Below are 14453 nucleotides of genomic sequence, written 5' to 3'. Positions count from 1 at the left end.
CCGTAATGTTCCGTCGCTATCGCCCGGCCTAAACCGCCCGCCGCAAGGGCCGGGCCGCAAAATCAGAGGGGATTCGCCCGATCCGACGCCGGAACATCGCGGTAAAGGCCGAGGGGCTGCCATAGCCCAGGTCGGCGGCCACATTGGCCACCGGCTCGCCGCGCGACAGGCGACCGACCGCCGAGAGGATCAGCGCCTGCTGCACCCACTCGAGAAAGGTCATGTCCAGCTCCTTTTTGAAGAGCCGCGTCATCGTTCGGCAGGACATGTTGCCAAGCCGCGCCAGTTCTTCCTTGCTGTTGCCGATCGTGGGCTCTCGGATGATCGCATCGCAGACCCGGCGCAGCCGCGGATCCTCTGGCATCGGGATCGATGTGGGCAACCGCCGGCAGGTGGCTATCTCTTCGTGCAGCAACAGCAAAAGCGCATCGTGCAGAGGCCCCTCCTCGCGCTTCAGCTGTTGGGCGATCACCCGTTTCAGCAGCGGCGACAGGATGTCCGAGCCCTGGAACACGCAGAAATCATCCGGCAGCCCGGCCAGGAAATCCGGCCCTGAATAGGCGCTCAGCATGCAGATCTCTCCATAGGCGGTGGCCATGTGCATCTGGTGCGCCGGCATCCAGATCGCGTGGCCTGCTGGCACAACAAAGGACGAACGCTCGGTCACGATCGTCATCATGCCGGCCTCGACATAGGTCACCTGCCCCTGATCGTGGCAGTGATAGCTCGACCGGAACCCATCACTGTAGACGGACTCTATGGCAAAGAATTCCTCGCGATCATGGGTCAGGCGGCTGACCATAGAACATGTCTGCTCGATGGCATCGGTGTAGTAGCGGTGTGATCCATGTGCCGAGAGAAGCCCCTTCGGCAAGACAGAGCGTTGTTCCATCGTCAGCACTCCCGGGCGCGTCACGCGCCGCCCCGTCCCAAGGCTAGCCGCGGTCCCGGCACCGGGCAAGCGTTGCGGGGACCGCAGGGGTATCATTTGCCGCCGACCGCCTGCGCCGTGCTCACCGGATCTACGGGCAGGATCTCTCCGATGGCACGCTCCAGCACTTTCGCCGCCTCCAGCAGCCGCGCGTCGCCATAGCGTCCGGCCAGCAACTGCACGCCAACCGGCTTGCCCGGCGTGGTGCCCACCGGCACCGACAGGCCCGGCAGGCCCAGCGTCGGCGTGCCCGACATCGGCGCGCAGATGCGGTTGAACCAGTCGGGATCCGCCCCCTCCGAAACGTCGTAGTCGTTCACCATCGGTTTTGCCCAGGTGACGCCCGTCAGAACCACCGGGTAATCCTCCATGAACAACTGCCATTCCCGCAGCATGCTGGACCGTTCGGCATAGGCCGCAAGGAAATCATCGCGATCGCTCAGATCGGGAACCCCGTCCAGGATCAGTTCCAGTGCACGCTTCATCTTCCAGTCGCCATTTGCGATCATCAACTTGGCAAGTCCGCCGCGCATCTCGTTGCCCAGAACCAGCTGCCAGAACTGCATCGCCTTCCAGAGAGAGGGCGGCGCGGCCTCGACCACCTCGTAGCCGGCATCCGAGAGCATCTCGCCCGCCAGCCGGATCGCATCGCGCACCTCCGGATCCACCTGTGCCTCGTCGGTCTCGGCCAGCATGGCCACTTTGCACGGCCGGTGGGCGATCCCGTCAAAGAGGCCAAAGCTCGGCGTCTGCCAGATGTCTCGAACATCGGGCCGGGTCAGCACCTGCATCGCCAGCAGGATGTCGTCTACCGTCCGCGCCAGCGGCCCCTGCACCGAGGACATCTGAGAGACAATCCGCCGCTCCGGCTGGCTCGGGCTGGTGGCCGGCACCAGGCCCGAAGTCGGCCGCAGCCCGTAGATGCCATTGCAATAGGCCGGATAGCGCACCGACCCGCCGATGTCGTTACCGTGCCCCATGGCACCGATCCCCGCCGCCGTGGCCGAACCGGCCCCACCGGAGGAGCCCCCGGGCGTCAGCGCCGGGTCATGGGCATTCAGCGTCATCCCGTGCAGGTCGTTGCTGGTGAAGGCGCGCATGGAATAGCAGGGCGTATTCGTGCGCCCGATGATCACCGCACCGCTCTCGCGCAGGTTCTTCACCACCGAGCTGTCGTGCTCGGCGATCAGGTCCTTGTAGGCGACCACACCGTTGGTGGTGGCCCGGCCCTGGTAGTCCACGTTGATCTTCACCGTCACCGGCACCCCGTGCAGCGGGCCCAGGGGGCCGGTCTTGCGCAGTGTGGCATCGGCGGCCCTGGCGGCCTCCATCGCCTGCTCCGGCAGCGGATCGACAACCGCGTTGATCCCTCCGTTCACCGCCTCCATGCGAGCGAGGGCGCTTTCCGTCGCCTCCACGCTGCTGATCTTGCCGCTTGCGATACCCGCGGCCAACTCACTCGCACTCCACTGCCAAAGCTCGGTCTTCAACTTACTTCTCCTCTTCGCTGGTCGCGGCCAGCCGCGCCATGAAACAGGCGGTCTCCCGCCCCTCGGGCCGTTCCTCGAGGGCGGCGCGCACGCCGTCCCTGTCCGCTTCGCTCTTGTCCTGATTGAACTTCAGCTTGCCCTCCAGACCGGTGATCTCGATCTGCAGGCCGACAATGGCGCGCAGGCGCGGCACTGTCATCTCTTCGGGCATGTTTTCGAACCGCCAGTCACCATCCCCTGTGTCATATGTGCCGATGGTCCTGCCCAGCAGCGCGCGTAACGCCTCGGGATCACGTTCAAGGGTCACCCGCCCGCGAGCATGGATCGCGCCGTAATTCCACGTCGGATAGGTCAGCTGATTGTCGTACCAGTTGACGCTGACAAAGGCATGCGGCCCCTGGAAGATCACCAGAACCTCGCGATCCTCCAGCGCCTGCCACTGCGGATTGTTGCGCGCGATATGGCTATGCAGCACACCCAGGCCGGCCGCCCCGCCCTCCGAGAGCAGAAAAGGCAGATGCGTCGCCATCGGCGTGCCCGCATCGCAGGAGACGAGCGTGGCAAAGCTCCACTCGCGCATCAGCCTGTGCAACAGCGCCAGGTCCTCCTCTACATAGGCCTGCGGCGTGTACATCAGCCGATCCTCTCGATCAGCCAGTCGGCGGTGTCGTGGATTGCCTGCCGGGCGATCTCGGCGATCGACATCGCCTCGAGGAAGGAATGCACCGTGCCCTTGTAGATGTTCGCGGTCACCTCCACCCCCGCGTCTTCCAGCGCATCGCGCCAGCGCAGGTTGTCGTCATAGAGAACATCGCAGTCAGTGATGATCATCAGCGCCTGCGGCAGCCCCGCCTTGCTCTCTGCCTGCAGCGGACTGGCCCAGGGGTGCAGCATGTCGTCGGGCGTGTTGATGTAGTTCATCATGAACCAGACCATCATGTGCGTCGTCAGCAGGTAGTGCCCGCCCCCGAACTTCGCCACGGACTCCTTCGCCAGCCCCAGGTCATAGGAGCCGTAGTTCAGGATCGTGCCCTTGGGCAGCCACTTGCCCTCGTCGCGGCGCTTGATGCAGAGGCCCGTCGTCAGATTGGCGCCGGCGCTGTCGCCGCCCATGGCCAGACGCGCCGGGTCAAAGCCGATGGTCTCGGCGTTTTCAGCCAGCCAGTCCAGCACATCGTCCAGCTCCTCTATGGGCTGTGGAAACTTGGCCTCCGGGCTTCGGGTGTAGTCCACGCCGATCACCGTCATCTTTGCGGCCTCGGCATATTCGCGCATCAGCCGGTCATGGGTGTCGATGCTGAAGAGCGTCCAGCCGCCGCCGGGCAGATAGAGGAAGGCGCCGTCGCACTTGATCCCCTCAGGGCGATAGATCCGCATCCGCAGATCGCCATGCCGCGTCGGGATCGCGCCCTCCTCGGTCTGCGCCATGATCGGGCCGCCCTCGTACCACTGCCGCCGCGCCTCGAGCGCCACCTGCCGCGCTTCCGGCGGAGAGAGGCTCTCGCGCACGGGATACTTGGCGCCTTCCGCCATCATCCGCTTCACGAATTCCGCGATCTCTGGATCGAGGATATCCATCGGATCATAGGCGGACTTGAATTCGAGTGTCATTGGCTGGCTCCTGTGGTCTTGCCGTCAGAATTGCGCCGGCGCGGCATCGGCACGCCCGGCAAAGAACGCCCGCCCCGGCACGGCCTCGAGCAGCCGCCGGGTATAGGCGTCGCGCGGCGCATCGAAGAGCGCCGCCGCATCGTTCTGTTCCACGATCCGGCCCGTCTGCATCACGATGATCCGGTCCGCGATCTCGCGCGCCACGCGCAGGTCATGGGTGATAAACAGCATCGACAGCCCCATCTCGGCCTTCAGCTCTGCCAGCAGGTCCAGCACCTGCGCCTGCACGCTGACATCAAGGGCAGAGACCGCCTCGTCGGCGATGATCATCTCGGGGCCCATGGCGAGCGCCCGGGCAATGCAGATCCGCTGCCGCTGCCCGCCCGAGAACTCGTGCGGGAAGCGCCTGAAGGCCTGCTCCCCGAGACCCACGCGATCGAGCCAGCGGATCGCTTCCGTCTTCGCCTCGCCACGCGGCGTGCCAAAGGCCATCGGCCCGCGGATGATGCTCTCGCCGATCTGCAACCGCGGATCGAGGCTGGCATAGGGATCCTGAAAGACGATCTGTGCCCGCTTGCGGAAATCGCGCAGCGCCGCGCGGTCCATGTCGCGCACCTTTTCGCCCCGCCACAGGATTGCCCCGTCATCGGGCTCGATCAGCCTCAGCACCATCCGTGCAAGCGTCGACTTGCCCGAGCCGCTCTCTCCCACGATGGCCAGGGTGTCTCCCTCGTGCAGCACACAGTTGATGTCGCTGGCCGCCACCACCCGGCGCGGCGGGCCGAAGAAGCCCTGCCGCGTCACGAATTCCTTGTTCAGCGCCTTGATCTCCAGCAGCGGCTTGCGCGCTTCGCCGCCATGGCGCAGGGCCCCGCGCCCCGGCACCGCTTCCAGCAGCATGCGGGTATAATCCTGCGCCGGGCGCTGAAGGACGTCTTCCGCAGGACCCTGCTCCATGATCTGGCCCTGTCGCAGCACCACCACCTTGTCGGCGATGTCAGCCACCACACCGATGTCATGGGTGATGAAGAGCACGCCCATGCCACGCTCGCGCTGCAGCCTCTTGATCAGGTCCAGGATCTGCCGCTGGGTGGTCACGTCGAGCGCCGTCGTCGGCTCGTCCGCGATCAGCAGGCGCGGGTTGTTCGACAGAGCCATGGCGATCATCACCCGCTGCCGCTGCCCGCCCGAGAGCTGGAAGGGAAAGCTCTGCCGCAGCCGCGCCGGATCCGGCAGGCCCACCTGCGCAAACAGCTCCTCAACCCGCGCCGCCACGCTGCCCTCTTCGGCGCCACCATGGGCGCGAATGGCCTCGGCCACCTGTTCACCCACCTTCTTCAGCGGGTTCAGCGCGGTCAGCGGCTCTTGGAAGATCATCGCGATCTCGCCACCGCGCAGCGCCTTCATCCGCGCCGGTTTCATCCTGATCAGGTCATCCTCACCAAAGCGCAACGCACCGCCATCGGCCGCCACCTTGGGTGGCAGCAGGCCCAGGATCGCATGGGCAATCATCGACTTGCCCGATCCGCTTTCGCCCACGAGACAGACGATTTCGTTCTCGTTGATCGTGAAATTCACGCCCTCCACCGCATAGGCACGATCCGCGCCCTCGGGCAGGGCAATCGACAGGTTCTCGATGCTCAGCAATGTCATGCGCGGGAAATCCTCGGGTTCAGCGCGTCGTTCAGGGCCTCGCCCACCAGGTTGATGGCAACGACGGTGATCAGAATGGCCAGGCCGGGAAAAACGCTCATCCACCAGGCTTGGCGGATGACGGTACGCCCCGCCCCCACCATGAAACCCCAGCTCATGTGGTTCGGATCGCCCAGCCCCATGAAGCTCAGCGCCGCCTCGATCAGGATGGCCGAGGCCACGGTCAGGCTGCCGGTCACGATGATCGGCGAAATGGCATTTGGCAACACGTGCCGGGTCAGCACCGCAGAGGCGCTCAACCCCTGGCACCGTGCGGCCGAGATGAATTCGCGTTGAGAGATGCTCTTCACCTGCGCCCGCGTCAGCCGTGCCAGCGGCGGCCAGCTGACCAGCCCGATCGCGATGATGATCGAGGTCAGGCTGGGCGTCATCACCGCCACCAGCAGGATGGCCAGAACAAAGTTCGGGATGGTCTGGAAGATCTCTGTTACCCGCACCAGGCTCAGTTCGGTCAGCCCGCCGGCAAAGCCCGCCACGGCACCGATGGTCACCCCGATCAGCAGCGCTGCGAGGGTCGAGGCAATCCCGATCAGAAGCGAAACGCGCGCGCCATGCATGATGCCCGATGCGATATCGCGCCCGAGCGTGTCGGTGCCCAGCCACATGCCGTTCTCGCCAGGGTGCGAAAACGGCAGCCCGGCCATGTCCCAGGGCGAGGTCGGAAAGACCACGCCGGCCAGCAGTGCCGCCAGCACCACGATCGACAGAAGGATCGTCCCCATCAGCCCCGCCGGGCGGGTGATGAATGTCTTGAAGGTCTTGTTCATGCCGTCCTCACTTCACGGCCAGCCGCGGATCGACCAGCCTGTGGATCAGGTCGGTCAACAGGTTCACCACGATCACCAGGATCGACAGGATCAGGAAGATGCCGAGCAGCACCGGATAGTCCCGCGTCGTCACCGCATCGAAGGTCAGCCGGCCAAGACCCGGCCAGGCAAAGACCGTTTCCACCACCACGGCACCGCCGATCAGTGCGCCCACCTGCAGCCCGGCAAAGGTGATCACCGGCAGGGCCGCGTTGCGCAGCATGTGCCCGCGCAGGATCTGCCCCTCGCTCAGCCCCTTGGCGCGCGCGGTCTTCACATGGTCCTCGGCCGCCACCTCGATCAGCGAGGAACGCATCAGCCGGGTGTAGACGGCCATGTAGATCGCCGCGAGCGTCACCGCCGGCAGGATCAGGTGCCTGAACACGTCCCAGCAGTATTCCCAGAAGCCGAAACTCGCAGCCCGCATCGAGGCGAAACCGTAGGCCGGCAGCCAGTCGAGCCAGATCGAGAAAACCAGGATCAGCATCAGCCCGAGCCAAAAGACCGGTGTGGCGTAGAGTACCAGTGCCACGAGAGAGATCGACAGATCGGTCCATGTGCCATGCCTTCGCCCGGCTATGGCGCCAAAGAAGACTCCCCCGAAGAGCGACAGGAAGAAGGCCGAGAGCGTCAGCAGCAATGTCGGCCCCAGGCGCTCCTGGATCAGCGAGGCAACCGAGCGCCGCTGCCGGAAGGAGTAGCCCAGGTCGAGCGTCGCGACCTTGCCCAGATAGGTGCCCAGCTGCACCAGATAGGGCTGATCCAGCCCGTATTCGGCGCGCACCTCGGCCAGGAATTTCTCGTCCGTCGAGCCCGATTGCCCCGCCATCACGGCGGCGGGGTCACCGGGTGCCGCACGGACCAGCATGAAGTTGATGGTGGCGATGACGAAGATCGCAAAAACGATCCCCGCCACCTTCATCACGATACGGCGTGCAGTTTCCATCAGGCGTAGTGTGCCGGCCCGAACGTGCCGTTCACCCCTGTTGCCGTGACGATCAGATCCGACAGACGGCTGTCATAGAGCGTCGGATACTGGTTCTCCGTGGCCCAGAGCACCGGCAGTTCGTCCACCAGGATCTCCTGCACCTTGGTATAGAGCTCCTGCCGCTCCTCTTCGGATGTGGCCACGGCGGCCTGCGCAAAGAGCTCGTCGACCTCGGGGTTGGAATAGCCCTCTGTGTTGGAGAAGAGCACGCCCTGGCGGATATTGGAGCTGATGTAGGTCCGCGCCACGCCAAGCGCCGGGTCCCCGAACTGGTAGAGCATGTTGGTGGTGCAGTCATAGTCCCAGTCGGCCACGGCCTTGCCCCAACCGGCAACATCGGTCGACACCAGGTTTATGTTGATGCCGCCTGCTGCCATCGCCTGGCGGAAATATTCCGCCATCCGCTGCCAGGTCTCGCCATAGGGCGCGATGGTGAAATTCAGCGTGACGCGATTGCCGTCGCCGTCCTTTTCCAGGCCCATCTCGTCGAGCAGCGCATTGGCCTTTTCGACGTCGAAATCATAGGTCGGCAGGTCCGGCTCAAAGAACTTGGTCGTCGAGGCGATGGGCCCCGTGGCGGGCTTCGCCAAGTTGAACATGATGCGTTCTACGATGAAATCCTTGTCGATCAGGTGCATCATCGCCTTGCGGAAACGCTTGTCGTCCATAGGCGGCTTTCGCAGGTTCAGTTCGAACCACATCACCGGGCTGTAGAACTCGTACCCCGAGGTCGTCAGGGTCAGGTTGGGCATCGCGGCCAGCCGCTCGACGTCAAAGGTCTCGATATCGCCCCAGGACGCCAGCTGGGCCTCCCCGGTTTCCATCGCGACCGAGCGCGACGCGCCGTCGGGAATGACCTGGAAGAAGATCTCGGTCAGGCTCGGCTGCCCTTCGATATAATAGTCCTCGTTTGCGATGAGGTGGATGTAGCTGCCCCGCATCCATTCGTTGTACTTGAACGGTCCCGTGCCGATGGGCGTGTCGTTGGCGGGATTGTTGCGGTAATCGGTGCCCTCGTAGAGGTGCGCCGGAACGATAGGAGCAGAGGTCGCCTCGAAGCTCAGCAGGAAGGGCGCAAAGGGCTCTTTCAGCGTGAAGACCACGGTGTAGTCATCCGGCGCCTCGATGCTCTCGCAGCGTTCGAAGGCCGCTCGTGCGCGCGGGTGCACCTCCTTCAGGATATCCGAGCAGGAGAAGACAACGTCATGGGCGGTGAAGGGCTCGCCGTCATGCCAGACCGCATTCTCGACCAGCTGGAACGTGTAGGTCAGCCCGTCCTCGGAAATCTCCCAGCTCGCAGCCAGCTGCGGCACCGCGTTCAGGTCGGTGTCATAGCTCAGCAGCCCCTCGAATATCTTTGTAGCCACCACGCCGGTGGGCGATTGCTGATTCAGCGCCAGAATCAGCGTCGGCGGTTCCGGCTGGATGATCGAGACAAGGCCGCCCTCCCCGTCCTGGGCATAGGCCGCACCGTCATTGAAGAGCCCGCCCAATGCGCCCATCGCCGGCAAAGCCGCGCCGGAGGCAAAGAGCATCTTGTTGAAATCGCGTCTTTTCATACTTCCTCTCCTGTTGTTGTCGCGCCCTTTTCGGGCCCGGCACCCTTTGCGGGCGTCCTTTTCGGATCGTGCCGGTTCAGGGGGGGCTCTCTGGCTACCCCCGATCCCAACCGGATACGGGGGATGATACGCGCCGATTTCGGCCTCATCCCCGCGATTGGGACATGTGATGACGCCAAGCGGACATCGGCATAGCCCCGCCATCCTCCCGTGGCCGGTTCGCGATGACAGACAGCCCAGCGGCGACAGGCCCCGCGCCGGGATGCCGTAAAAATGGCCGCAACCCCCATGATGAAGTGACTCGGAACTGGAGAATGCGAATGCGGCTGGCCCTGATGAATCGCGACGGCGGTCTGGAATTCCTGCTGGAACGCCTGGCCGAGGTCCTGCCCGATGCCGAGGTTTCAATCTGGCCCGATCCTGCCGCCGAGCAGGCCGAGGTCGCGATCTGCTGGAACCCGGAACATGGCGACCTTGCCACCATGCCGAACCTGCGTCTGGTCCACTCGATAGGCGCCGGTGTCGACAATCTCCTGGCGGACCCCTCGCTGCCCGACGTTCCCGTCGCCCGCATCCGAGACGACGATCTCGCTGTCGCCATGGCCGAATATTGTCACTGGGGCACGCTCTGGTTCCAGCGCGGCTTCGACCGCATCGTAGGAAATGCCCGCAACCGCGTCTGGGAGCGTTTCGGACAGCGCGCCGCGCGCGACTGCGTTGTCGGCATCCTCGGCCTGGGCACCATCGGGCAGGTGGTCGCCGCGCGGCTGTCACAGGCGGGCTATCCGGTACACGGCTGGTCGCGCGGCCCGAGAGAGCTGTCCGACATCACCTGTCATCACGGGGCCGAGGGGCTCAACGCCGTTCTTGCCGCCTCCGACGTTCTGATCTGCCTTCTGCCTCTGACCCCCGAGACCCGTGGCCTGCTGAACGGCGATACCCTCTCCCGCCTGCCCAAGGGGGCCGGACTGATCCTCACCAGCCGCGGCGAGCATCTCGTGCCGCAAGATCTGCTCGCGCTGATCGACAGTGGCCACCTGCGCGGGGCCATCCTCGATGTCTTCGCCAGCGAGCCGCTTGCCACCGAGGACCCGCTCTGGAACGAACCGCGCGTGCTGATCACCCCGCACATGGCCGCCCTTACAAAGCCCCGCCGTATCGCCGAGCAGATCGCCGACAACGTCCGACGCCTCGACACGGGCAAACCGCTCGAGAACCTGGTAGACCGCAACAAGGGATATTGAAGGCTGAAGCAACGTCGGGCCAAAACGAAAAACCCCGCCGTAACGGCGGGGTTTTCTCGGTGATAGATTTGGTTGCGGGGGTAGGATTTGAACCTACGACCTTCAGGTTATGAGCCTGACGAGCTACCGGGCTGCTCCACCCCGCGACACTTGCCCTATCGAGCGGAGTCACGATGTAACGCCAAGCCGAAGCAGGCGCAAGGGGCTGATCGGGGATATTTCACAAAAAATATATATCCCCTAGGTGACCCTAAATTTTATACGTAACATCATTGGCTTGCCTCCGCTCACTGCTTCGTGATCCGCCGCCCGTTTTCGCCACCTTGCCCGCCCACCGCAGCCTCGCGGGAATCGCCTGGCCTCAGACGATTCCCGCAAACCGCTCATCGATACGATAGAGCCGCCGGAACCTCTGCTTGGGCTCCCGGATCCGATACCAGCCGCGCCGCACCGCCCCGTTGTCATTCAGCGAACGAACCAGTGTTTCGCAATCCTGGTCCAGGTCGCGAATGCCCCGGGGACGCAGGTCATCGACCAGCTTGTCCGACTTGGAATGGTTCCCAACCCAGTTGACCCGGGTAGACGCCCCCTCGGTCCTCTCCGCCAGCTCCTCCGCATAAGCCTGCTTGGCATCGGACCGCGACATCATCTCCCCTTCGTTGGCAAAGGGCAGATGGAAAAGATAAAGGTGCTCTGGAATTGCTGAAGGCTTCCGGCACCAGTGCTGGCCCGCGCTCAGCTTGACCGGCGCGTGCAACATCGCGGGCTTGCAGTAGGGCCTCGCGCAGACCGCATGGCGTCGCTGCGACAGGATAGGCCGCGCAGGATCGAATGCGTCCTCCACGTCGAAGTTGGGATGCACCTCGAGGCCAAGGCAGGTGGTCGCGGCCAGCCCGCTCTTGCGGCACTCTGCGGCGAATTCCCCAAGCCCCTGCCCCAGCGTCGGATCCACAACGATAAATTCATCGACATCCGTTACCAGAACCGTCTCGTAGGACTGCAGCAGCAGCGCGGAAATACCGTTGAAGAACTCTGCCTTCAGCACCGAGAAATCCTCGGGCAGGCCCAGGCGAGGGATCACGTAGATCGTGCAGCCCTCCGCGAGCGCCCTCGACCGCGGATCATCGCCATGCAGCACGACAAAGAGGTTTTCTCTCCCCATCGCCGCGCCATAGTAGGCGACCCATTTTTCCAGGAACCAATGATCCCGGTAGACGAAAGTGATTGCGGCAAGGTCGCGCTTCAAGGCTGTCGGCTCCGATGGATCGTTCGCTGCATGCGCAGTATCACGATCATTCCGGTCAAATATCCAGCGCTTAATAAATCAAAAAACCCCGCGACCAATTTGGCTGCGGGGTTTTTATTATTTGTCATCGTTGTCGGATTTTTACTAGGTCTGGCGGCGACTTACTCTCCCACGTCTTGAGACGCAGTACCATCAGCGCGACGGCACTTAACGGCTGGGTTCGGGATGGGACCAGGTGTTTTGCTCGTGCTATGACCACCAGACCGAGTAAAAATCCGACGAGAGATACCGATCATGTTGTCCATGATTTAGTTGATACACTGTTATGTGTGTATGCTTTTGATTTGGTAGGAGATTTCTGTCTACTACTGGATCAAATCAAGCCTATCGGGCCATTAGTACCGGTCAACTGAATGCATTGCTGCACTTACATCTCCGGCCTATCGACGTGGTGGTCTACCACGGCCCTCAGGGATACCTTGTTTTGAGGGGGGCTTCCCGCTTAGATGCCTTCAGCGGTTATCCTGTCCGAACATAGCTACCCAGCACTGCCGTTGGCACGACAACTGGTCCACCAGTGGTTCGTTCACCCCGGTCCTCTCGTACTAGGGGCAACTCCTCTCAAGTATCCTACACCCACGGCAGATAGGGACCGAACTGTCTCACGACGTTCTAAACCCAGCTCACGTACCTCTTTAAACGGCGAACAGCCGTACCCTTGGGACCTGCTCCAGCCCCAGGATGAGATGAGCCGACATCGAGGTGCCAAACACTGCCGTCGATATGGACTCTTGGGCAGTATCAGCCTGTTATCCCCGGCGTACCTTTTATCCGTTGAGCGATGGCCCTTCCACTCGGGACCACCGGATCACTATGGCCGTCTTTCGACTCTGCTCGACTTGTCAGTCTCGCAGTCAGGCTGGCTTCTGCCATTGCACTCAACGAGCGATTTCCGACCGCTCTGAGCCAACCTTCGCGCGCCTCCGTTACGCTTTAGGAGGCGACCGCCCCAGTCAAACTACCCGCCACACAGGGTCCCGGCACCGGATAACGGTGCGCGGTTAGACATCAAGCAGAACAAGGGTGGTATCTCAAGGGAGACTCCACAGGAACTGGCGTCCCTGCTTCGAAGTCTACCACCTATCCTGCACATGTTCGGCCTAATGCCAGTGTGAAGCTGTAGTAAAGGTGCACGGGGTCTTTCCGTCTAACCGCGGGAAGCCTGCATCTTGACAGGCAATTCAATTTCGCTGAGTCGATGTTGGAGACAGCGGGGAAGTCGTTACGCCATTCGTGCAGGTCGGAACTTACCCGACAAGGAATTTCGCTACCTTAGGACCGTTATAGTTACGGCCGCCGTTTACCTGGGCTTCAATTCGGAGCTTGCACCCCTCCTTTTAACCTTCAGGCACCGGGCAGGCGTCAGACCCTATACGTCGTCTTGCGACTTCGCAGAGCCCTGTGTTTTTAGTAAACAGTCGCCACCCCCTGGTTTGTGCCCCCGGCTCCAAGTTGCCTTGGAACCGGGCCTCCTTCTCGCGAACTTACGGAGGTATTTTGCCGAGTTCCTTCAACATCGTTCTCTCAAGCGCCTTGGTATTCTCTACCAGTCCACCTGTGTCGGTTTAGGGTACGATCTCATGTAGGGCTATTTCCAGGAACCTCTAAGCGGCCCACCCAATCCGATAAGGGTGAACAACCTTCGAGATCCGTCACGTCCTACTGGCTCAGGAATATTAACCTGATTCCCATCGACTACGCCTTTCGGCCTCGCCTTAGGGGTCGGCTTACCCTGCTCAGATTAGCTTTAAGCAGGAACCCTTGGACTTTCGGCGAGAGTGTCTCTCACACTCTTTGTCGCTACTCATGTCATCATTCTCGCTAGTGATCTCTCCACCGGATGGCTCACGCCCCGGCTTCACAGAAAGCTCCTTGCGTCCAATCCTTCCGAAGAAGGTAAGGACGCATGGAGCTATGTCACACTACGCTCCGCTACCATATGCTATGCATATCCTCAGCTTCGGCTCATGGCTTGAGCCCCGTTACATCTTCGCCGCAGGACGTCTTGATTAGACCAGTGAGCTGTTACGCTATCTTTAAAGGATGGCTGCTTCTAAGCCAACCTCCTGGTTGTTTTGGACATCCCACCTGCTTTCCCACTTAGCCATGAATTGGGGGCCTTAGCTGGAGGTCAGGGTTGTTTCCCTCTCCACTACGGACGTTAGCATCCGCAGTGTGTCTGCCATCTAGTACTCCCGGGTATTCGGAGTTTGGTTAGGATCAGTAAGCCTGTGGGGCCCCATTACCCATCCAGTGCTCTACCCCCCGGGGTATTCGGATGACGCTCTACCTAAATAGATTTCGCGGAGAACCAGCTATCTCCGAGTTTGATTGGCCTTTCACCCCTAGGCACAACTCATCCCGACCTTTTTCAACAGGTGTGGGTTCGGACCTCCAGTAAGTGTTACCTTACCTTCATCCTGGTCATGCCTAGATCACTCGGTTTCGGGTCTGATCCCACGAACTCGACGCCCTATTAAGACTCGCTTTCGCTGCGCCTACACCTATCGGCTTAAGCTTGCTCGTGAGACCAAGTCGATGACCCATTATACAAAAGGTACGCTGTCAGGCCGCAAGGGCCCTCCAACTGATTGTAGGCGTTCGGTTTCAGGTACTGTTTCACTCCCCTCGTCGGGGTGCTTTTCACCTTTCCCTCACGGTACTGGTTCGCTATCGGTCAGTAAGGAGTACTTAGCCTTCGAGGGTGGTCCCCCGATCTTCAGACAGGATTTCACGTGTCCCGCCCTACTTAATACGTCCTGTCATGCTTCATATACGGGACTGTCACCCACTATGGTTGGCCTT

10 protein-coding genes, 1 tRNA gene and 2 rRNA genes (1 of these 13 cut by a window edge) are annotated in these 14453 nt (G+C 62.2%); 1 reads left to right on the top strand and 12 read right to left on the bottom strand.

From position 1 onward, the window contains the following. Positions 1–28: 28 nt before the first annotated feature. The 8 genes from AC0WR5_RS02095 to AC0WR5_RS02060 form a co-directional block, all read right to left on the bottom strand. The gene (locus AC0WR5_RS02095; protein WP_475866489.1) at positions 29–892 is read right to left on the bottom strand and encodes an AraC family transcriptional regulator; all 864 of its coding nucleotides are present in this window, start codon (positions 890–892) and stop codon (positions 29–31) included. Between the two features lie 92 nt (positions 893–984). Continuing rightward, positions 985–2421: an amidase gene (locus AC0WR5_RS02090; RefSeq protein WP_475866487.1), complete on the bottom strand. Its 1437-nt coding sequence runs from the start codon at positions 2419–2421 to the stop codon at positions 985–987. Between the two features lies 1 nt (position 2422). After that, positions 2423–3055 carry an FMN-binding negative transcriptional regulator gene (locus AC0WR5_RS02085; protein ID WP_475866485.1) on the bottom strand — a complete coding sequence of 211 codons (633 nt, stop codon included), beginning with the start codon at positions 3053–3055 and terminating at the stop codon, positions 2423–2425. Continuing rightward, positions 3055–4032, bottom strand: a complete 978-nt coding sequence (locus tag AC0WR5_RS02080; protein WP_475866483.1) for an alpha/beta hydrolase — start codon at positions 4030–4032, stop codon at positions 3055–3057. The genes AC0WR5_RS02085 and AC0WR5_RS02080 overlap by 1 nt, the downstream gene beginning before the upstream one ends. A gap of 24 nt (positions 4033–4056) precedes the next feature. Then, on the bottom strand, positions 4057–5685 hold the full coding sequence (locus tag AC0WR5_RS02075) for an ABC transporter ATP-binding protein (protein WP_475866482.1): 1629 nt from the start codon (positions 5683–5685) through the stop codon (positions 4057–4059). Further along, positions 5682–6512 (bottom strand): ABC transporter permease, encoded by an 831-nt coding sequence (locus AC0WR5_RS02070; RefSeq protein ID WP_475866480.1) that lies wholly within the window; start codon positions 6510–6512, stop codon positions 5682–5684. Before AC0WR5_RS02070 ends, AC0WR5_RS02075 begins: the two co-directional genes overlap by 4 nt. 7 nt (positions 6513–6519) lie before the next feature. After that, complete coding sequence (locus tag AC0WR5_RS02065; RefSeq protein ID WP_475866478.1) at positions 6520–7497, bottom strand: ABC transporter permease; 978 nt, start codon at positions 7495–7497, stop codon at positions 6520–6522. Then, on the bottom strand, positions 7497–9098 hold the full coding sequence (locus AC0WR5_RS02060) for an ABC transporter substrate-binding protein (protein WP_475866477.1): 1602 nt from the start codon (positions 9096–9098) through the stop codon (positions 7497–7499). Before AC0WR5_RS02060 ends, AC0WR5_RS02065 begins: the two co-directional genes overlap by 1 nt. A gap of 320 nt (positions 9099–9418) precedes the next feature. On the opposite strand from AC0WR5_RS02060, the gene AC0WR5_RS02055 reads away from it, so the two are divergent. Beyond that, positions 9419–10342, top strand: coding sequence for a 2-hydroxyacid dehydrogenase (locus AC0WR5_RS02055; protein ID WP_475866475.1), 924 nt, complete (start codon positions 9419–9421; stop codon positions 10340–10342). 69 nt (positions 10343–10411) lie between these two features. Here AC0WR5_RS02055 and AC0WR5_RS02050 read toward each other — a convergent pair. The 4 genes from AC0WR5_RS02050 to AC0WR5_RS02035 all read right to left on the bottom strand — a co-directional run. After that, positions 10412–10488, bottom strand: a tRNA-Met gene (locus AC0WR5_RS02050). Between the two features lie 215 nt (positions 10489–10703). Further along, complete coding sequence (locus tag AC0WR5_RS02045; protein ID WP_475866473.1) at positions 10704–11588, bottom strand: glycosyltransferase family 2 protein; 885 nt, start codon at positions 11586–11588, stop codon at positions 10704–10706. 148 nt (positions 11589–11736) lie between these two features. Next, a 5S ribosomal RNA gene (gene rrf / locus AC0WR5_RS02040) occupies positions 11737–11851 on the bottom strand. A gap of 111 nt (positions 11852–11962) precedes the next feature. Continuing rightward, positions 11963–14453: ribosomal RNA gene (locus tag AC0WR5_RS02035) — 23S ribosomal RNA — on the bottom strand (it continues 337 nt past the right edge of the window).

It is taken from the genome of Pseudooceanicola sp. DL12, assembly GCF_056270665.1.
Note: the sequence above shows the minus strand (reverse complement) of the source record. Positions and strands in the feature narration are given on the sequence as shown.